The organism is Nostoc sp. JL34 (assembly GCF_017114945.1).
In the GTDB taxonomy this organism is placed as follows: domain Bacteria; phylum Cyanobacteriota; class Cyanobacteriia; order Cyanobacteriales; family Nostocaceae; genus Nostoc.
Genome location: NZ_JABXKQ010000065.1, coordinates 15,763 through 34,664 on the forward strand (window position 1 = coordinate 15,763; position 18,902 = coordinate 34,664).

Annotated in this window: 27 protein-coding genes and 1 pseudogene; 13 read left to right on the top strand and 15 right to left on the bottom strand. The window is 40.2% G+C overall.

What is annotated here, in order from left to right; all coding sequences use genetic code 11:
- Positions 1 to 356: 356 nt before the first annotated feature.
- Both HWQ44_RS13465 and HWQ44_RS13470 read right to left on the bottom strand, forming a co-directional pair.
- The gene (locus HWQ44_RS13465) at positions 357 to 788 is read right to left on the bottom strand and encodes a cupin domain-containing protein (RefSeq protein WP_292719258.1); all 432 of its coding nucleotides are present in this window, start codon (positions 786 to 788) and stop codon (positions 357 to 359) included.
- An 83-nt stretch (positions 789 to 871) separates the two neighbouring features.
- Entirely contained in the window at positions 872 to 1,795 is a 924-nt protein-coding gene (locus HWQ44_RS13470; protein ID WP_292719260.1) for a S1/P1 nuclease, read from the bottom strand.
- 197 nt (positions 1,796 to 1,992) lie between these two features.
- Between HWQ44_RS13470 and HWQ44_RS13475 the strand changes: the two genes are divergently transcribed.
- Both HWQ44_RS13475 and HWQ44_RS13480 read left to right on the top strand, forming a co-directional pair.
- Positions 1,993 to 3,105 carry a hypothetical protein gene (locus HWQ44_RS13475; RefSeq protein WP_292719262.1) on the top strand — a complete coding sequence of 371 codons (1,113 nt, stop codon included), beginning with the start codon at positions 1,993 to 1,995 and terminating at the stop codon, positions 3,103 to 3,105.
- 15 nt (positions 3,106 to 3,120) lie between these two features.
- The gene (locus tag HWQ44_RS13480; RefSeq protein WP_292719264.1) at positions 3,121 to 3,522 is read left to right on the top strand and encodes a nuclease A inhibitor family protein; all 402 of its coding nucleotides are present in this window, start codon (positions 3,121 to 3,123) and stop codon (positions 3,520 to 3,522) included.
- A 135-nt stretch (positions 3,523 to 3,657) separates the two neighbouring features.
- Here the strand turns inward: HWQ44_RS13480 and HWQ44_RS13485 are convergent, their stop codons facing one another.
- Positions 3,658 to 4,968, bottom strand: a complete 1,311-nt coding sequence (locus HWQ44_RS13485; protein WP_292719266.1) for a DNA/RNA non-specific endonuclease — start codon at positions 4,966 to 4,968, stop codon at positions 3,658 to 3,660.
- 171 nt (positions 4,969 to 5,139) lie between these two features.
- On the opposite strand from HWQ44_RS13485, the gene HWQ44_RS13490 reads away from it, so the two are divergent.
- A complete protein-coding gene (locus HWQ44_RS13490) occupies positions 5,140 to 5,415 on the top strand; it encodes a hypothetical protein (protein ID WP_292719268.1) in 276 nt (91 codons plus the stop codon).
- Positions 5,416 to 5,468: 53 nt separating this feature from the next.
- Positions 5,469 to 6,638, top strand: coding sequence for a hypothetical protein (locus tag HWQ44_RS13495; protein ID WP_292719269.1), 1,170 nt, complete (start codon positions 5,469 to 5,471; stop codon positions 6,636 to 6,638).
- Between the two features lie 283 nt (positions 6,639 to 6,921).
- On the opposite strand, the gene HWQ44_RS13500 is transcribed toward HWQ44_RS13495, so the two are convergent.
- Entirely contained in the window at positions 6,922 to 7,194 is a 273-nt protein-coding gene (locus HWQ44_RS13500) for a GlsB/YeaQ/YmgE family stress response membrane protein (RefSeq protein WP_099068138.1), read from the bottom strand.
- Positions 7,195 to 7,843: 649 nt separating this feature from the next.
- On the opposite strand from HWQ44_RS13500, the gene HWQ44_RS13505 reads away from it, so the two are divergent.
- Entirely contained in the window at positions 7,844 to 8,155 is a 312-nt protein-coding gene (locus HWQ44_RS13505; protein WP_292719279.1) for a hypothetical protein, read from the top strand.
- Positions 8,156 to 8,346: 191 nt separating this feature from the next.
- On the opposite strand, the gene HWQ44_RS13510 is transcribed toward HWQ44_RS13505, so the two are convergent.
- The 5 genes from HWQ44_RS13510 to HWQ44_RS13530 all read right to left on the bottom strand — a co-directional run bounded on the left by HWQ44_RS13510 (position 8,347) and on the right by HWQ44_RS13530 (position 11,544).
- Positions 8,347 to 8,799 carry an Hsp20/alpha crystallin family protein gene (locus HWQ44_RS13510; protein WP_292719281.1) on the bottom strand — a complete coding sequence of 151 codons (453 nt, stop codon included), beginning with the start codon at positions 8,797 to 8,799 and terminating at the stop codon, positions 8,347 to 8,349.
- 465 nt (positions 8,800 to 9,264) lie between these two features.
- The gene (locus tag HWQ44_RS13515; protein WP_292719283.1) at positions 9,265 to 9,468 is read right to left on the bottom strand and encodes a hypothetical protein; all 204 of its coding nucleotides are present in this window, start codon (positions 9,466 to 9,468) and stop codon (positions 9,265 to 9,267) included.
- A 72-nt stretch (positions 9,469 to 9,540) separates the two neighbouring features.
- Complete coding sequence (locus tag HWQ44_RS13520; protein ID WP_366931378.1) at positions 9,541 to 9,744, bottom strand: hypothetical protein; 204 nt, start codon at positions 9,742 to 9,744, stop codon at positions 9,541 to 9,543.
- Between the two features lie 182 nt (positions 9,745 to 9,926).
- Entirely contained in the window at positions 9,927 to 10,868 is a 942-nt protein-coding gene (locus HWQ44_RS13525) for a hypothetical protein (protein WP_292719285.1), read from the bottom strand.
- Between the two features lie 175 nt (positions 10,869 to 11,043).
- Positions 11,044 to 11,544 (bottom strand): hypothetical protein, encoded by a 501-nt coding sequence (locus HWQ44_RS13530; RefSeq protein WP_292719287.1) that lies wholly within the window; start codon positions 11,542 to 11,544, stop codon positions 11,044 to 11,046.
- A gap of 379 nt (positions 11,545 to 11,923) precedes the next feature.
- Here HWQ44_RS13530 and HWQ44_RS13535 point away from each other — a divergent pair, with 379 nt between their 5' ends.
- Together HWQ44_RS13535 and HWQ44_RS13540 are read left to right on the top strand one after the other, a co-directional pair.
- Positions 11,924 to 12,427, top strand: coding sequence for a hypothetical protein (locus HWQ44_RS13535; RefSeq protein WP_292719289.1), 504 nt, complete (start codon positions 11,924 to 11,926; stop codon positions 12,425 to 12,427).
- Between the two features lie 8 nt (positions 12,428 to 12,435).
- Positions 12,436 to 12,522, top strand: a pseudogene (locus HWQ44_RS13540) (IS200/IS605 family transposase); the annotation flags it as partial.
- A 2-nt stretch (positions 12,523 to 12,524) separates the two neighbouring features.
- On the opposite strand, the gene HWQ44_RS33560 reads toward HWQ44_RS13540, so the two are convergent.
- The 3 genes from HWQ44_RS33560 to HWQ44_RS13550 all read right to left on the bottom strand — a co-directional run bounded on the left by HWQ44_RS33560 (position 12,525) and on the right by HWQ44_RS13550 (position 13,918).
- A complete protein-coding gene (locus HWQ44_RS33560) occupies positions 12,525 to 12,779 on the bottom strand; it encodes a hypothetical protein (protein WP_366931379.1) in 255 nt (84 codons plus the stop codon).
- Positions 12,685 to 12,930 (bottom strand): hypothetical protein, encoded by a 246-nt coding sequence (locus HWQ44_RS33565; protein WP_366931380.1) that lies wholly within the window; start codon positions 12,928 to 12,930, stop codon positions 12,685 to 12,687. The genes HWQ44_RS33560 and HWQ44_RS33565 overlap by 95 nt, the downstream gene beginning before the upstream one ends.
- A 142-nt stretch (positions 12,931 to 13,072) precedes the next feature.
- Positions 13,073 to 13,918 (bottom strand): phytanoyl-CoA dioxygenase family protein, encoded by an 846-nt coding sequence (locus HWQ44_RS13550; RefSeq protein WP_292719291.1) that lies wholly within the window; start codon positions 13,916 to 13,918, stop codon positions 13,073 to 13,075.
- A gap of 171 nt (positions 13,919 to 14,089) precedes the next feature.
- Between HWQ44_RS13550 and HWQ44_RS13555 the strand changes: the two genes are divergently transcribed.
- Entirely contained in the window at positions 14,090 to 14,542 is a 453-nt protein-coding gene (locus tag HWQ44_RS13555; protein ID WP_292719293.1) for a DUF1392 family protein, read from the top strand.
- 138 nt (positions 14,543 to 14,680) lie between these two features.
- The gene (locus HWQ44_RS13560) at positions 14,681 to 15,370 is read left to right on the top strand and encodes a thermonuclease family protein (protein ID WP_292719295.1); all 690 of its coding nucleotides are present in this window, start codon (positions 14,681 to 14,683) and stop codon (positions 15,368 to 15,370) included.
- A 50-nt stretch (positions 15,371 to 15,420) separates the two neighbouring features.
- Here the strand turns inward: HWQ44_RS13560 and HWQ44_RS13565 are convergent, their stop codons facing one another.
- Both HWQ44_RS13565 and HWQ44_RS13570 read right to left on the bottom strand, forming a co-directional pair.
- Positions 15,421 to 15,957, bottom strand: a complete 537-nt coding sequence (locus HWQ44_RS13565; RefSeq protein WP_292719297.1) for a hypothetical protein — start codon at positions 15,955 to 15,957, stop codon at positions 15,421 to 15,423.
- 101 nt (positions 15,958 to 16,058) lie between these two features.
- Positions 16,059 to 16,214, bottom strand: a complete 156-nt coding sequence (locus HWQ44_RS13570; RefSeq protein WP_292719299.1) for a hypothetical protein — start codon at positions 16,212 to 16,214, stop codon at positions 16,059 to 16,061.
- A 26-nt stretch (positions 16,215 to 16,240) separates the two neighbouring features.
- Between HWQ44_RS13570 and HWQ44_RS13575 the strand changes: the two genes are divergently transcribed.
- Positions 16,241 to 16,573 (top strand): helix-turn-helix transcriptional regulator, encoded by a 333-nt coding sequence (locus HWQ44_RS13575; protein WP_292719301.1) that lies wholly within the window; start codon positions 16,241 to 16,243, stop codon positions 16,571 to 16,573.
- 417 nt (positions 16,574 to 16,990) lie between these two features.
- Here HWQ44_RS13575 and HWQ44_RS13580 read toward each other — a convergent pair whose 3' ends face one another.
- On the bottom strand, positions 16,991 to 17,131 hold the full coding sequence (locus tag HWQ44_RS13580; protein ID WP_292719303.1) for a hypothetical protein: 141 nt from the start codon (positions 17,129 to 17,131) through the stop codon (positions 16,991 to 16,993).
- A gap of 6 nt (positions 17,132 to 17,137) precedes the next feature.
- Here HWQ44_RS13580 and HWQ44_RS13585 point away from each other — a divergent pair, with 6 nt between their 5' ends.
- From HWQ44_RS13585 to HWQ44_RS13595, 3 genes are all read left to right on the top strand, one after another.
- Positions 17,138 to 17,935: a hypothetical protein gene (locus HWQ44_RS13585; protein ID WP_292719305.1), complete on the top strand. Its 798-nt coding sequence runs from the start codon at positions 17,138 to 17,140 to the stop codon at positions 17,933 to 17,935.
- An 87-nt stretch (positions 17,936 to 18,022) separates the two neighbouring features.
- Complete coding sequence (locus tag HWQ44_RS13590) at positions 18,023 to 18,415, top strand: hypothetical protein (RefSeq protein ID WP_292719307.1); 393 nt, start codon at positions 18,023 to 18,025, stop codon at positions 18,413 to 18,415.
- Positions 18,416 to 18,550: 135 nt separating this feature from the next.
- Positions 18,551 to 18,850 carry a hypothetical protein gene (locus HWQ44_RS13595; RefSeq protein ID WP_292719309.1) on the top strand — a complete coding sequence of 100 codons (300 nt, stop codon included), beginning with the start codon at positions 18,551 to 18,553 and terminating at the stop codon, positions 18,848 to 18,850.
- Positions 18,851 to 18,902: the final 52 nt, after the last annotated feature.

Sequence of the window (18,902 nt, forward strand, 5' to 3'; positions counted from 1 at the left end):
TTTCTCTTTAACCGAACTGTATTGCAACGTGATTGAAGCAGTTAGCCTAGAAAAATAGGTAATTTAACCAAGATAAGGATATTGTGGCGGTTTGATTTTCAATAATTCTGTCCAGTATTTTATAGCATTATGTTTGGTGGTTTCTGTGTCACGCGATTTATGAACTTTGCATATTTCCATTATAAAATATGTAAGTTTAAGAGCAGTAAGTAAGTTCATCAACCCTACAGCTTGAAAATGTTGTAAAAATAAGTGAATAATAGTTTGTAATTTTTGTTGATGACGAAAATACATCCACCATTTCATTTGATGTATGGCAATGCTGTTTTGATAAACTAATGTAGTTTCTACTTGGGTTAATTTATCCAGATGTCGTCTGGCAGGGATCGATCGCGGTGACATACACGATCAAGGTCAGGATACGTGATTGTGTCTACTGCCGCTCGGTTGCCGACTATTAGGCATCGCGTTGCCAAGGCGCTGCGATTCTCAAGGAAGTGACCTACCGCCACTCCTGCTTGAAAAGTTGCAGCGTCGCCAGGACGTAATACAGTCTTTGTGTCTCCTTCAATGAGCGTGATCTCGCCTTCGAGGACATAGACCATTTCATCCTCAGCACTATGCCAATGCTTGATAGATGAACGAGAGCCAGGTTGCAGAACTTCGATGAACGCGCCAAACAGGGTAAGCCCTCCTGCTTCACTGATCCAGAGGGTGCGATTTGGCTCGTGCGCGGCGTGAGAAGGGCTTTCCTCTACGAGGAAACGATCAGGAGTGATAACAGTCATACTGACACCTCTAGAAATTCTGGAGCATATATCTATTCCATTATGTCTATAAGTGGATATCAAAAGAGATTATGTATTTTTTATCACTTACTAAACAGTTTATTAAGCACATCAGCTAGACGGTAGCCTGCCAAGCTCATCCGGCGTTCTGCTATTGGTTTGGCGGTAGCAGCATAATTTGGCGGTAACGGCTTTCCATCGTTTTTATCACTACTGCCAGAAAGCTTGCCATTGAGATATGCTTTTTGTTTTGCTATCCTAAAACTCTCCAATTTTGCCCAATTATTAAACTGAGTTTCTCTTAACTCTGGCAATTTACTGCGTTGATAGTTGGCTCTTATCTTGGTTGCAGTGTTGCGAACAGTTTGAAAATTTTCTGAGCCTAGTATGAGGTCATCCCAGAATTTATGTAAACTGATTGTTTGACCATCTGGGTTAACTCTAATATAAAAACGTGTACCACCTCTATCACCTTCTGGTTCTTTATACTGGTTAGTAATTAATTTGGTAGTATGCAATGGCTGATGCACATCTCCTATCAAATGGAATAGCCAGCATATTGCAACTGCTTTTTCGCTGTTAGTGGCATTACTTTGAACAATATCAAGATTTTTTTGAAAAGCATAGATAATATTTTCTTCACCGGGAATTTGACGAGGAATTGAGTTTGAGGCATTGCTTGGTTGATAAGGGAAATTTATGTAGTGCCAAGTTGGGCGATCAAATGTTTTATTGCCACGAGCTTCATCTGGCCATTTTGCCGCCCACATAAATAAGTACAAATTTTTATTTTCATCAGAAATATTAGATTGTTTGAGGGAATTCCACTGCTGCTCAAATTTAGAGTATTCAGGGTGTTCCTTCAAAATGGCAATCATTTTCTCAATTACTTCTTGATGATTCTGCGAGAGTTCCCTATAAGCGATCGCTCCTGAAACCATGTGTCCAGCCTTATTCCAAGCAAAAGCTGGGTGCTGCCAAATCAGGATTGTTGAGAATATTATCAATAAAGAAAACTTCAGGGAATTTTTTGTTATGAAATAGATTTTTTGAATTGAAAGTCTCTTATTCATAATCATCTCGCTAATAATTGAGTATCAACACAAATCTTAACTTTATAATCGCCCGAATCACCTGAGTCATTACCAATTCTTAAATATTGGCTTTTATACTGAGTCTTGTTGATGAGCAAAGGTGAAACTGAATGAATTTCAAAAAACTTTTTCTTGTGGCTTTTGGACTGCTTGTAGCAATAGTAATTAGTATTTTAACCGAGACAAAAGTAATTGCTCAATCCACCACTGATTTAGCTTTAGCGTTATATCATGCTCCTATTCACTATCAAGACACAGACAGCACCAAGTATAGTGGAGACTACATTACACGATTTGATTACGATAACGATTGGCGAGGTACAAATAACTGGGATAACCTAATCCTTTTTCCACTTTCTGCTCATGCTTACTATTCTGTAGCTGAAACTTGTACTCATTGGTTCATTACATATTCTTTTTACCATCCTCAAGACTGGACTGATATTCCTTTTGATCAAGAACACGAAAATGATTTAGAGGGTTTACTTACAATTGTCCGCAAGGACGGTTCAGCTTTTGGGAAATTAGAAGGCGTTGTCACTGTATTTCATAACGATTTCTACTCTTACACTCCAACTGGTAGTCCTTTACGCAATGGTGCAGAAAGTATTGATGGTACACTAACAATGAATAGTTACAGTGGTTCATTGCACCCATTGACGACTCAAGAAGCTAAAGGTCATGGATTAAAAGCTTGGCCTTATGCTGGAAACTTTAAGGGTGCAAGTAGCGAGGATGGGATTATTTACTATCCGAATGGTACTACAGCAGAACTTCCTGCTTCGGGGAATGACCGAGATGTACAGTATCAATTGCTTGATGTGTTTACTATTAATGGAATGTGGCAACATCAATTAAATGAAGCTTCTTTATCAAGTTCTTCTGCGTTGACTTTTGCTAGTTGGGGAACTTTCAAGGGAGATTCGAGTGGTGGGTGTGGCGCTGGTACACCAACTTGCAGTACAAATTCTGCTAATACCCCTTGGGGTTGGGATGATTCAAATGATGGTGCAGTCTATAAAGGTGAAATGGCTTTAGACCCTGCTCACCTAACTGATGTTTATTTTGATGGGCTTGGGACTTTTGATACAACATACATCCGCAACCAATTTATTCAAGGATTGAAAGACAGAGGATATAATTCTGCAAATCTTCCTCAAGGTTGGCCTACTCAAATCAATCTTAATTCTCTGATTGGCAAGCTCAAAAATCAATGCTCATAACCATAAATAAATTTTATGACTAACGAGATTACGGAAAAAATTAAACAAGCCTCCGATGGTTTGCTAATGATAAGTGAATCAGAGTATCCGTTTGAAGCTTTTTTGTGGTCTAATCAAGCGCAAGAATCAATGACCGCTCAAAAACTTCTCCAGTTAACAGGACATTCTCTAGAAACATCAATTGAAGAAGTAGAACTAGATTATATATTTCGTAACTGTGCTGTAGAAAAAGAATGGCAAAATGAAATACAAAAACAAAATGTGCAAAAGTATCAATCACTTATCAAAATATTAAAAGATAGTCTGACTGATATTCAGGTTTATCGCATAGGTACGATAAGTATTGATGTCTATATTGTTGGTAAAACGTCATCTGGAGATTTAGCCGGAATTTCCACAAAAGTTGTTGAAATTTAGTGGTAAATTGCAAATCACTAGAAATAAAAATCAAGGCATATTATGTCTAAGCATAGTGTTAAAAATGTTTTGCCTAAATTGCAAGTCTGCCCACATAATATGGACAGACTTTCTCGTTTTTGAAATTAGCGAAACTTACAAACTGTCAACTCGCGCTTCTATTACAGATTGAATAGATGTTGAAACAAGTGATAGAAAATCGAATCCGGTTAGAGATTCCAGTGAATCAACACTAACTCGATAGTTTCTCCAGTCAGCAGTCCGAACCCCTTGGGCGTTAGGGATGTTAACTGCAATCACCCTTGTAGATGTTGTGACACCAGAGACTCCAGACCCAGGAGTGTCTAAGACAACAAGAATTTTCCAAGTGCGATTGGGAACTGTAACCTTACCACTAGCAATAGTATTGAATGTTCCATTGCTCCCTGTCCCGCCCGTTCCATATCCACCGGAGATGATATATAGTTCTTTCCCCTGGCTAACCAGGGTTCTAGCGTAATCTTCTAAGTTAGCCCAAATCCCCTGATTGTTATCAGGCGCTTGTGCAATCATGTTACTCATCAAAAAGGTGCTGGAGTTAACCGCGACTGTGCTAGTCCGGTCGCCTGAAGGGGTCATGTGTCCTCTATCAAATCCACTACCACTAAAATCGGTAGATTGAACTTGATAGCATCCTGCTGGTAAAGTAGTATCCGCACGAAAGTCATCTTGTCTTGGTGTGCTTCCTAACCAACTACTATTCAACTGCCAAGATACCCAATTGGATCGCCCTAATGAGCAATTGTATCCAACTGCATACTGTGCTTTATCCAGCAAATAATTGTTTAGACTGGAAGTTCCAGCACCACTGGGATTACCCATTGTTAGGTGTACACTTGTACTACCGCCGCCACCTGAAGTACCATAATCGGTGATGGTAATATCATCAATGTTGGTTCTGTTGGTAGTACCATCACTCTTGCGGACTTCACAGCGAGATGTGCCAGAGATGTTAGGCGTAAAAGTTGCAGTCTGTAAAGTTGTTGAACTGCTTGTGACTGTTGAACCTACTTGTAACCATGAACTACCACTATTACTTGAACACCACAACTGCCAATTGGTACTACCATCAGAACCAAAAGAAGCGTGTTTAATACTAACTGTACCAGCACCAGTGCTGCGGTCAAATTTCATTGAGACTTTACCACTGTTGCGGATACGTGCAGATTGTGTACCGCTTTTTGCATCACTGGTAAGATTACCAATCAAGGCATCATCTAAATTCCAAAGACCTGTACTGAGGGTGACATCAGAGGAAGCATAACTGCCTTTTGAGCCAGTTTCAAAACCCTCAACAGTCGTTGCACCTTTTGCACTAAATAGCGTGTTGAAGGTAATTAGTAAAATTATTACTACTCCTGTCAACCATCCATTACGATAAACTTTGCGCCAAAAATTAGCTAACATTATTATTGATTTAACCTTGTAAGTTCAGTAGTCAGTTTGCATTCCGAGCTAAAAACACAACAGGATAATAACTAACTGTGCTGCTTACGTAGGTTAAATTCTTATTAGTGTTAGATTATGTCTCTTAGTTGTGCAAACGCTTGAAGTTGGACTAGAGAATAGACTCATATCTTGTACTACAACCTATCTCACCTACTTGTAGCAACATTGAAGACGCAGCGATCGCTCAAACAGTATCATTCATCCCGTCGCATATCCACTACACCTGTGGCGTTGCATTTATTCACCGATGCAGCTGTATTGCAAGTACTAGAGAATGTTCGTATTCGATGTTACTCAATGGCTTTATTCTTTCGCCACTTGGATCGGTCTTCTTCAATTACCCTTGCATTCGGGACAATTTTGGACATTCCAAAAGCAGTTTTTTGGCGTGGCGAAAACTTGTGAAAATAACCAATTTTAACCTATTGTTATTTTTTTAGTTATACCCAATTGCTAGAGTGGATTTCATCCCCACTTTTGTGATGCTGCGTAATCCAAACAACCTACGCATCGAAAATTGGACGGCACATGGGTTTCAATCATTAATTATCAAGAGAGATTATCAAACAATGAAATGTAAAGCAATATCTTCCTTTGCGCTCACAAAGCTGTTTTTTGCCTGTGGCATCAGTTTATTGAGTGCGAAATTGGTAGCGGCCGCTGTCACCTACAGTGTATGGCCTAGCACCACAACTGTAGTCACTGCCGATGGCTCCAACCAGTTCGGTGGTAATCTCAGCGGTTTGTTCTATGACCCTGCGACTGGAACACAACAAGCCCTGTTGTGGGCGGTGCAAAATTCACCATCAAAACTCTATAACTTGGTTTGGAACGGTAGTAATTTTGTCAAAAATACTGCTAATAGTTGGAGTTCGGGAAAAACGTTACGTTATCCCAATGGGACTGGTGCGCCGGATGCAGAAGGCGTGACCAAAGCCGAGCTTTCTTCAACGACTATCTATATCTCTACTGAGAGAGATGGCAGCGGCTCGAACCGCTTCAGTGTACTGAGTTATGACACTAGTAGTAGTGCTACTACCCTTAATGCTATTAAGGAATGGAACTTAACTTCTAATTTGCCGACGGTTAGCTCTACTAATCTAGGCTTGGAAGCAATCGCGTGGGTGCCAGATAGTTATTTGCAGGCTAATGGATTTATAGATGAAAGTACCAATTTGCCGTACAACTCAGCTAATTATCCGTTACACGGGACGGGATTGTTTTTCGTTGGACTGGAAGCGAATGGACAAATTTATGCCTACGCGCTCAACTCCGACTCTACGTATAGGCGTATCGCTACAATTGCCAGCGGTAATACAAAGATCATGGATTTATCCTTCGACCGCGATAATGCAACTTTATGGGCTTATTGTGACAACAATTGCAGTAACCGTTCAACTCTGCTTGCCATAGATACCACCGTTGGCTCACCAACGAAAGGCAAATTCATCATCAGCAAGGGTTACGAACGTCCAAGTTCGATGGCAAACATTAATAACGAAGGTATCGCCATTGCCCCCAATTCTGAATGCGCCAGCAACCTTAAACAGTTCTTCTGGGCTGATGATTCCGAAACCAGCGGTCATGCGATTCGTCGTGGAACAATTCCTTGTGGACGATTGTTTTAAGCTGGTATTGATCCTCATGTGCTAGTGTTCCTGTTAGGTTGCAGGGAAGCTGAACCGTGCTTATTTGACTGCTGTGACGTTCTCTGCCGTTAATCTGATAGTATAACGGCAGAGAACGGTAGCAGAGCGATCGCCCTTAAGGCAACTTGTAAACGTTGCCGTAAATAATATTAGCGCCAACCTAAATCCAGGTAGGCGCTATTCAAATAATTTAAGTTCAGGGAGAAAATATAGCGCAATGAGTTAAGAGATTTTCACGATTAATTGATTCCAATTTAATTTCTTAAATTGCACTGCGACGATTTAGCAAGTTCCACAAGAAAACAGCCACAATTGCGCCAAGAACCGCTACTGCAATACCAGGAATGCTGAGTGTAGGGGCGGCTAATGTCAAGGTTCCTGTACTGAAGAATACACCCAGACTGCCACCAACAAAAGCACCGATAATTCCTAATAAGATTGTTCCGAGAATTCCGCCGCCTTGATGACCGGGGTAGATAGCCTTTGCAATAGCACCAGCAATTAGACCTAAAACAATCCAAGCAAGAATATTCATTGTTTTAATTCGATAGATGTTTTTCATCGACAAATACACGATACCAATCCCAACATTGACATTCCATCTACCAACAGAACCAATTATTAATAGCCTTGAGGATGAACGCTGTTACTTCTTGTGATATACCCACTAAATCCAATGAATAATAAATAAAAAAGCTCCTAGTAGATCTAAAACTAGGGGCTTATTAATTCATTACTTGATAATTGCAGTATATGCATTTTTAATGATTTTTCTCATCTACTGGAAGAATTAAGCTCCAGTTGAAAGCAGATACTATCGGGCGATCGCTCTTGAGGTATAACTTTGACTCGCTTGAATTTTTTCAGAGCGATCGCCCACCCCCAACACCATGACTGATACTAAAAGGGATTAGCTTCTGTCACCACTTCTGGCAAACGACTCAAAAGATACCAAGGACTATCAAGGTGGAGTGTGGACACTAACTCCGACCTTGAGTCCTGGTGGATGATGGACGAACACCCATCAATAAGGATTTATCAACTCGAAGTTAGGGATGGGGAGTGATGACGCGCTTAGTGACTTTAGTCATGTTTAAGTGGTGACATTTGCTAGATATCTTTTCTTGATTATGCAGAATATATTGACAATATACAAGTTAAGTAAAACAAGGATTAAAGGATATATGAACCGCTTAAAATCTCTTCTTCTTGGTGGTTTATTAGCTTCTGTTTCAATTGCTGCTCTTTCAACTCATGCTAATGCTTCTGTTGTGAATTTTCGCAATGAACATTTAAATACTAATACGATTGCTTTTAATAACGCTAAACTAATTCGTGAGCGTCAATTGCATGAACAGCAACTTCGTGAACAAAAGGCTCGTGAATTACGTGAACGCCAAGCTCGTGAACAAAAAGCCCGTGAATTGCGTGAGCGCCAAGCTCGTGAACAAAAGGCTCGTGAATTACGTGAGCGTCAAGCTCGTCTTCATCACTAAAATTTGAATTTTACTCGCTCTGGGATCGCCCTCACCGCAATCAAGGGAACGCAAGTAGCGTCTCGCAGAGAGGAAATCCAAGCGACACCAAATAGCCCAAAAATTAGACATCGCATACAAAAAAGCCCAGTCATCTCATAACTGGGCTTTTAGCTATCTCAATCAATCATTGTCGGTAGAGAAGTTTCAAACTATGCAGCATGTTGTTCAAGATTAACTTTGACAACTTTGTTCTTTTCTTGCTCGGTTTTAGGCAGTGTCAAATTCAAGATACCGTCTTTATAATCTACGGTGACATTAGTATTTTGAATCCGAGCAGATAGAGGAATTACACGTTGGAATTTACCATAGTAGAATTCACTTCTTGTAGCACCCTTTTCTTCGGTTTGAGTTTGGGACTTGCGCTCACCGCTAATGTGAACAGCATCTTGGGTGACTTGAATATCTAGGTCTTTAGCTGACAGTCCTGGCAGTTCTAGTCTGAGATGAATCGCATCATCATTTTCGTGCAACTCAGCAGCCGGAACTTTGAGAAAATCTCTGTCAAACCGTGCAGGTGCTACTCTGCTATCTCCAAGTAAGCCATTGATGTGACGTTCTAAAGCGTTCAATTCTTGCCAGGGGTTGTAACGAACTAGTGCCATAACTCTTTCTCGCATTAATTAGTTCTTGTTTAATCGTTTTTGCACTTGGTTTTGTGCTTATGTATTTATAATAAATATGCTTAAAACTCCTGTAAATTCGGTGATCATCACCTAATAATATGATGATTACCGTACTTAAGTAGAACCCAAAAAAGATTACGGTTTACTCGAATTTTGTGGTTCGGTAAACCAGAATCAAAATGATTAATACCAATAATCATCTACTAACTATTCTGCTATTGAAGTGTATAGTACAGTTATGCGAACGCTTATATTCTCAAAACCTAGAGCGGTAAAACTTGCTAGAGGTAGGTTGGAAGCATAGTAAACTCATTTGATATTTTCTAAGACGCATACGTAATTAAGCCTTTGTCTCACCTCTCCAGTTAGTTTTGCCGTTCTAGCTCAAAACAACAATCACACTCGCTCTACTTACTTCGCCATCGCACTATTCGATGAGCAGATTTAGTCATCTGGAAACTGCCAAGATGAAATACTTTCTACATCTGTGCTGTTGCATTGAATACAAGTAACATCAAATGCTGAATCCATCCATTCATAACCGCAAGCACAACAGTGACAAAAAATATTATTGCGGTTGGCATCTTTTATACCCTGATGCCATTGCTGTAGTTGGTCAGGATTTTGAAAAGGTAAATTATCAGACATTTTAACAAGTCTCCTACTCTAACAAAAAAAGTTTATCCAAATGGTTGCCCCCAGCACTCCCAGTTCTCCTTATTAAATGGACTGCGCCACTTCAAAATAAGGTTCAACTCCAACTCTTGCCGTGCGCGTCGAGCAACCGGAGCATCCCACCAAAATGCGGCGTTGACTGCTGGAGAGTAACCCATAGCGATAATGTAAATCCTGGTAGCTGGCGATGTAATCTTTGCAAGCGTGTATGCCCTTCCAGCGCTTGTTACTTTTGCAAGTTTCTCCCATATAGGGACTTCCAAAGAATAAATTATTCCAAGAAAACAAGAGACAGGATTTCTCAAGAATGATAATCATTTTAAGGGGAGAAAAGGGGTTGCCGATGGCAACCCCTTTTCTCCCCTTCATTCCCCTCTAAAATGATTATTATTATTGGTAATGGAATAGTTTATTTTCTGGAAGTCCCAATATTACTCAAGACAATTTAAACTTTTTAGAAATTCTTCTAAGAAGAAATTTATATCACCTGGATTCAAAGTCCCATGAAAAAATTTGATGCTACAAGGAATCTGAAGTCGTCCTTGTAGCAAATCTCTAAGCGCATATTTTTTTATAAAACCGGATTTCAATAAATTCAGAAGTAGGTGGCTCAATGAATATTTATTTTCTTCAATAGTTTCAACAGCTTCAATAAGTTCAGGAAAAAATCTTGTTCCAGGAAAATATCTTTTACCAAAGTAAAGAGAAATATTTCCTACCCAAGTTCCAGGAAACCAATGTAAATGAAAGGATTCAAATGGCTGGTTCGGTAAATTTCCAAACAGATGGGACAAGCTATAAATATATGGTGAAACGCGATGTGTTGAACCGGAACGAGTCTGTTTCACTGTTTGTATATAAATATCCATCCATTCTGATAACGTTTCTATTTGATAAACATTAGGAATAATAGCATCTTTTATATCATCTCCACTGAGCATAAAAACTGGTATGATAATTGTGGGATTATTAATAATATACCAATTATTTGCAATTTTTCTAAAATGGAAAGCCTTAAATACCCTCTCTGGTCTTTTTAAGGTTTTGATAAGATGCCATAACAAAAAACCAAAAAAAGTGCTTTCTTGTTCAGGGTTTTCTCTTTTCCATTTTGAATAGGATTTATATCCATGATGCACATCCAAATGCTGACTTAAATTTAAGTATCCATTACCTGAAGGATTGAGAAAACCATCAGCCGCAAGCTTGTGCCAAGAAGTCCAAAATACATCAGATTCTGGGTCAATCATTTTTGCCTGAAGTTGCGTTAAAAATTTTTGACCATATTCCGAATTTACCCATTCTTCTGTAAGAGGGTTATTCCAGTCTTCTGTAAGAGTAGAAGACTTATTAATTTCTTCACTGAATTCCACAGATTTTGCTCCTTAAATAAACACTAATATTGAGCCGTATTTATTGCTACTAATTCCGACCTAAAGCACGTTTAAACTTTGGATTATAAGTCAGCAATTTTAATATATCTGTAACTGGAACCTTTGCCTCATTCAGTTAAATTATCTGCTCTTTAAGATCCGATAGCCGTTCGCGCTAGTGTCTCCTTTGGAGAAGGCTTAAGCACCGCTTATCGCATATAAGTTTTTCCCTTACTCCCCTATACTCCCATTCAAAATAAAGTTCTTTGATGGGCTTTTTCTTGGTGCTATTAGCATTTGCATAGCCCCAAGATAGATTACCCTTCCAGCGCTTGTTACTGCGGCAGGTTTCGCCCACGTACAACACAGCAGAAGCCGCCGAGTCTATGATGAAATACAGATAAGCTGACCCAGAACTATCAACTGGCATTCGATAAAACGACATTGGCACAAGCCGCAGCAAGAGTGGATCTATTTGGTCTGGTTCGCAGTGCTTAGGGGTAAGGTCAAATAATGCCGTCTGCTGTGGTGGTTTGTTCTCTCTTACCTTCTGCTGATAATCCAAAATCTGAGATTTCCACTTCAGCAGCGTATCAGCACTCATCACCAGCGCCTCTGCTCTATGTGCTGGTGTGGGTTTTACGTCTGGAAATAGGTTTAGTTGATTGGGTTCCAAGGGTATTACGGGGAGTTACTTTCCCAGTAGATTATCCCCCAGAACTGAAATGCAAGAAACCTGTTAACGGGTTTAGGCGATCGCATTCTTTGAAACTGGAACCGGAACAATAAACTTATTTTTGCGCCCAAATCTGCGTGACGCGAGGAATGCAAAATATTGTTGTTTCGTCAGCAGCTATTGCGCCAGAACTCGCCGGAGAAGAAATAAACTATTGCGCCGTGTTATTCCTAAGACTTTAGGCTAGAATCCCCATTCCTTTAGGCTAGGGGTGTTGACAGGGGATTTATGATTTTTGGCTCATGTCCCCGCAAGGATTCAGGTTTTATAATTAAAGTTAAAGGGCTTAGAGCATTAAGCATAAATGAGGTTAAAGGCTGTGAAGAAAATAGTTGTTGCTGCAATATTCAGCTTAATCGCTGGCTCAACATCTTTACTTTTTCCCCAAGCCGCTAAAGCTGATAGGGTTGTTTACTGTCATCCTGTTACTGAGAATAGGGTGATCAAAGAATCGGCATCTGACCACCCCCATGCTTATGCAGATGGTTTTCGAGAAGGAGAACAAAGCGCTCGGAATAGAGAAGCTTATAAACCTCGGACTGTGGGAGGGGAATTTGCTCGTGGTTTTCAGGATGGTTATTTGAATCTACCTTATGCTGGGCAAGAGAATGTTGTACCTAAAACAATTGTGCAACATACTACTACTGTTTGTAATGAAGATGGTTATTACACCGTAGCGCCTCCGACTACTTACATCTACAACCCTTATCCCATCTATGTGTCGCCCTATCCTACTTATGGCATCAATTTCGGATTTGGAAGAGGGTTCCACTTTGGATTTGGCGGAGGGTTCCACGGATGGGGCCACCATCGAAGATGGTAGGGGTGGTGAATTTCATTGGAGAAAGTTTCTGGGCAGGAGGATACTTTGTATCCTCCCTCGGAAGGGACGAGGGAAAAATTCGAGAGTATATCTAAAATCAGGAACCTGTCAAAGAAGTATGCCTTTGATATTCAATCCGCACTTGCTTAACGTCAAGCTCAGATTCTAAAAACTCAAGTTTTTCTACTTGCTGTAATCCCAAACTTTCAAACTGTGCTAATTCTGAGTCTGATAATGGCCAAGGTGGGCCATCCGGTTCAGCTTCTGTATCTCGAACACGAGTAATCACCAAGCATTGTGTCACCGAGAGCAACAAGGGAAGCGACTGAGGAGATAACGCAAGAACGCACATTCAACGGCAAAGCTTGAATATTGCGACATTCAAAAACTTTGTGAAAAGCTTGATGCCATTGTAAGGGAATTGCTAACAAATCTGCAACTACATAGTTGACAGTCGAATCTGGAAATCGCTCTTGACACCAAGCGACTGCTGTTGGTGAAATATCAAATGCAGTTACTTCAACCCCTCTTCGGAGCTAGAGCTTCGGCATCATTTCCCAAGCCACAACCAATGACTAGCGCTTTTTGCCCTTTTATCTCTAAATTCAAGCTAAGTTTTACTTTGAAAAGTAGCCTCATAATCATCTAACCATAAGCACCGTTGGGAAGAAATCCTAAGAGTTGCTTCAATCTCTGGTCTGCTTCTTCATAGCAGTGACTAGGCATTTGATAATTCATAAAGGGTTCGTACTTATGCCCAACCAGTCTTTTTGCATAGGTAATCTGCGTAATGTAGCGAGTTATAGAGGACGAATTTCTAGACCCTCTATGCCATACCTGATTGTTAAAACAAACAGCAGAACCCATTGCTCCCAAGCAGTTATAAACCCGGTCTTCATATCCAGAAATATCACCATTGCAGAACTTGCCAAATAGATGAGATCCTGGAATCACTTGAGTTGGCCCATTTCTTTCAGATAGTACATCTGTCAAGTAATAATTTACTGTGAATGCTAGAACATTCAGGCGAATGTTGGTTAAGGGTTCCCCATCAAGGGAAATTACGTGCGGTGTATCGTCTTGATGCCAAGCATTTTTAGCCAAACCATCAGTGTTTGGAGGAATCTTAAATGAGTTATTGTGGATAACATGAATTATATTAGCGTTGGGAACACCATCCTGTATTGAGTAACCTATTCCATTTGCTCCACCAATTAAATGTTCTGCAAATGTAACTATAGGTTCTAAAGCAAAAAGATTTAAATTTTGCTTTGAATGCTCGAACATTCGCTTCATCATCATTTTTTTTGACTCGTGATAATTTTCACCTTCAAATTTTTTGAGAGTTTCATCTAAATCATTCTTTAAAAGCTCACATTGTTCAGGTGTCAATACATTGTCAATTACAAGAAAACCATGAGTATGAAAAAACTCAATCCATTCATTTAGTTGCTCTATAGTTGTTTTTTTACCAGTTAAATATTCAGTCATTTTTTCTTTGTTTTTCAATAGTTAGAGGTTAGGGATGGATCATCTCTATTAGAGACAGCTGCTAATAAACATCAGATACCAGTCAATCACTTCTATATTTATTTTGAATTATATTCCGGATCAGACTGATGCAAGTGAGTGTATGTATAAAAAAGAGAACTACATTCCCAGATGATTAACCAAATTACCGCCTTAGAATCCTGTTGGCATATTTCTCCTGAATGGGGTCAGTCCATGCCTCCCTTAGCAGTGAAAATGTTAGAAAAAGTTTTGTTGCCAATCTCAGACTTGTCAGGCTACTGCTGTGGTGTTCAGTGGGAAAGACAGCAATGGATTTATGCAATTGTTTGCCAGAGTGAAACTCTCTACTTAGCTGAACAAGAATTTCATAGAACAAATCGACTAGAAAAGTCCACTGTTTTTACTCCAGCTTTTAAATTGGGGGATATAGTTGAGGTTGATTTCGGTGAACAGCCGACACGCCGTATTATTCAAGGAATTTTTAGTCTCAAAGATAATTGGCTTTATGGGGTAGAGTGGCGCTCTCCAATTTTAGAAGAAGTGTCTGCCCAAAGCAGAACAATATGGCTTGCTGATGTTGATTTAGTCAATGTTAGTGTATGACGATTATCAGTTGCGACAAAAAAGCAGCACCAACTTAACTAACAAATTTGGTTATTAATTTAACTTTACTGATTTTATTAGCTACTTTTAATTAGTTGTCTGGGCATCATAAGTATTATATAGTGATTATTACTACAGATGCTTCAGAAAATTCCCTTTGTTGCAATTAGCGTTCTGCTTGTAGCTCAAATGTTGTTACCCGTATTTGCCAACAATCTTACCGCTACAGTTGTAAGCGTAGGTGACGGTGACACCATACGGGTGAGAACTGGTAATAAAATTGTAACTGTCCGCCTCGCTTGCATTGATGCACCAGAGATGAAGCAAAACCCTTGGGGACAGCAATCATCAACAAGACTCAAACAATTGCTGCCAGTGGGACAAGGAATTACTCTACGCTCCGTTGAAACTGACAAATATAAGCGCTTAGTTGCAGAGGTGTTTGTTGGTAATCGCAGTGTCAACGTGAGTATGGTGCAAGAGGGACAGGCTGTGATCTATCGTCAGTATCTCAAAGGCTGTCCAGAGTCTAAAGATAGCTTGTTGCAAGGTGAAAACACCGCCAAACAAAAACGTTTAGCATTTTGGAGTCAGGCTAATCCTGTGATGCCTTGGGACTTCCGCCACAAAGCTGCTCAACGGGCAACATCAGTGCCGATTCAACCGCAGCAACAGAATAACTGCGACCCTGCTTACCCAGATTTTTGCATTCCAAAGAATTCACCAGACTTAAATTGCCGAGATATTAGCCAACGAAGGTTTAAAGTGCTGCCACCCGATCCTCATGGGTTTGACCGAGATGGTGATGGGATTGGGTGCGAAAAATAACTACGACGAAACACAGCTTTCAGCTAGGCAGTAAAAATGTTTCATTAAAATCAAGATTGTTCAATTGACTCCGAACCTTTAAAGATTGTTGGAATGGGCATCACCATCAACATTATTAAGTTAGAAACCCAAAACAAGACAACAACGCCAAAACCCACTAATGTCAAATAGGAAAATGTTAATTGTGTGAATCCATCTAGCAGCTGCCACAACCGAAAGGCTGTGTATAAAAAGCCAATAGGTACAACAATACTTGGCACTAGGGAGCGACTAAAAATACGTTCAGATATGAGTTGTACGGTGACTATCAACAGGTAACTTCCCCAAAATACCCATGCAGATGGTTGTTTCCAAGCCAGAGCTAACAAGCACATCGGTAACAAAACTCCAGCAACCAAAGCTAATTTGACCCACCATTGCAGAAATTGCCATTGCTGCTGGTTATACCCAATTTCTGCCGTAAAGGGTAAACGTCGAGCTTTCACACCAAAACCATAGCCAAGAGATAGCAGGGTTATAATCAGAATAAAGAGCGTAAGAATCAATCCATTATTAACTGTCATCTGCTCGAAAATACCAATTCTCATACTCTTAGTTTAATTTGGCTTTAACATCCTCGCTCCACCTTGGCTGCCAATAACAATATTTCGCCTTCTACTTTTATATCGCTTTTCTGTCGAATACCAGTCTAAGTTGGAGGAAAAGCCTTAGCCGCCTTAAGCCGAGCTGTCACTAAAACAATTGTCCATAAATAATTTTGGGCATTATCAACCAGGACAAAAGCTTTTAGCACCATAAATTTATGGTGTAACACGGGTTTATTTGGTTGAATTATGGTTGACACCAATATATTAAGGCGAGTAGCATTAAATGTCAACAGGTGAGCGCAATAATAAGGTAGATTTACAAATGAAGATCAAAATAGATGTTACTCCGGTAGCATCTTTCCGTTGGAATGAAGAAAACGCGCAGAAATTAAGAGAATTAAGGGAAAAGGCTGGATATAGCCGGAAAGCACTATCAGAGATAGTAGGTATATCTGCTACTTACATTCAGCAATTAGAAGCTCCGCACTTGTTTGTTAATCGTCCTAAAAAGCCGAAAGAAGTAACTGTTAGTACCGAAATCCTACAAAAGCTTTGCATTGCATTAGATGGTGATGTGTCTTCTTTAATTTGGGATATAAATTGCACCGTGCAATAGTTGCGCTGCGTTACTAAATACTATTGACAAATTATAGGTGTGCGTTATACAATGCTAAATATAAGGGCGAAGGAGAGTAAATCACCAGCGCCCCCAATACCAAAGACTTACAAACTAAATCAGTTAAATCGAGTTACTGATACCAAACCAATAAAACTAGTAGCCACCGGGACTAGCAGCCGGAAGCCGTAAACTTGTAAGGGCCAAGCCACCGGAGATGATTCCGATGACCACACTAAGTCTAAAAACTGGTTGTAAAAACTTCAATCTTTCCAGAATTAAGGCGATTGCGTACTCAGTAGTAGGCAATCGCCTTTTTAAAAAATACAACATGGCTGTACAGAGGACACGGTAACATCCCAATATCTTCTCTACAGCTTAGTGCTGTCTGGTGTTTTGACCATCAGTTAATACGCTTTACCATTGAACACTTTTATAAGGCTTCGCCAAATCTAGATTGAGAGTGTTGTGCAAGCACAACAAACTGACCAATAAAAATAAGGCGATCGCTGCGTCTGGAAAACTCGCGATCGCCTTTTTACCCCAATCAAGAGGCAATTTCTAATGATGACACAACTTTCAGCCCCTACGCTAACAAAAGATCCGTTAACCACACAGGATCGCAAAATCATTGCAACCATCGTCAATCAGTCAGACTACTCAAAAGAGTGCAAGCCCGAAGATGTAGTGACTATCTGGATCAACAGTGATGATATCGTCTGGGTAAAAATGACCCACGGTTATGCTCGATACCACAAACAATCTTTCAAACGCGCTGTTGCAGAGGTAAAAGCGAGTTTTTCTGCTCCAGTAAAGTGCAATCACAAGTCAGATGAGGAATTGAAACAAGCTGCTGAGAAAATAGGCTTGTTAGGTGATTGTGACTGGCTATCGTTAAGCGTCCAATACCATTCTGATAAAGTAATCGGTCACGCTGGTTGTTATATCTCTCACAAGGCTCGAATATTAACCCCACTGGCTGAATGGGATTTCACCCTGCCGAAGTGGAATATGCCTGCTGCCATCTGTCCAGACTGCGAAGGACATGGGTGCGGTAACTGTGGATATCGCGGGACTCGTGCAGAAGACTTGTGCGAACCAGTAGACGGCTATCGACTGACCTATGTAGGACGCACTAGCCTTCAGACGGCTCACAACGTATATCTAGATGATGAATTCTTGGGAATTGTCTTCAAGGTCAGAAATGCTGATGAGTTATGGGAAAACGACCCCAAGACTTACTATTGGTGGTGTGGGGATGGAGTACGATATTGGAGCGTAAAAGAGGCTGTAGAGGTGCTATCCAGGACAACTGCTCCGATTGAACTGCCGCAAGTTCGTAGGGAGTTGGTAGCGGCGTAAGTGAAATGGTGGGTTTTTATACCCACCATGCAACCATAATCAGTTAACGAGCTACCAGTAACAGAAGAAACATTATGGCTGAGGATTTTGGGTAGAGGCGAAACGCAACGTACTGCCATTGATGAATTGCTGGCACTACCTGAAAGCAACCAATTAAGACAAAATACTCTCAAACTGATTACTAATTTGCGGGTGATTATAGTTCAACAGCAAGAAACTTTAACAGAAGATGAGCAGGAATTAATTATGAATTTGTCGCAAGCCTACGAACAATGGGAAGAAACTACTAAACTTGAGGGAGTACAGCAAGGGCAACGTCAAGTTGTAGAAAACTTGTTGAGATTTAGGTTTGGTTCTGTGGATGAAGAACTCTCAAGAGTAGTCGATAGTTTGTTGCAGTTAACTCCAGAAGAATTTACTCCCCTATGTCTTGAATTATCTCGTGAAGAGTTGTTAGCAAGATTTGTTTCACATCAATAATCTGTACAGGGCAAATAATGAGTAATAAAAAGCGCTTTTGTGAAATCAAGAGCGCTATTTTATTGGCTCTACGTTTCATACATTTGTAATCAACGGCTTCGCCAATGCGAAAGTGAAATGTATTGGTACTGAACAATGAACCCTCAAGAAAATTCCGAATTACTTGCTGCCTTAATGCGCCAGGAAGAATTACTTAAGCAGTTAGTTGCAGCAATCAATAAGCCAAAACTGGGATTGCACTCTGAAGCTGGCAATTGTAAAATCTACTGCAATCGTCAGCACGGAGGATTGTGGTACACACTCAATGGTGAACCGAGTAATGTCCCTCAAACTGCCTTAACTGGATATCTTAAAGAACTACGGTTTGAGAATACAGAACGCCGCAAAAAAGAAACCTGCAAGTTGCTAATAACTATACAAGCAGACCGGACGTAAGTAAGTCGTGGTGAAATTTTATAAGTATGTAACAAAAAATTAAGCAGAAGAA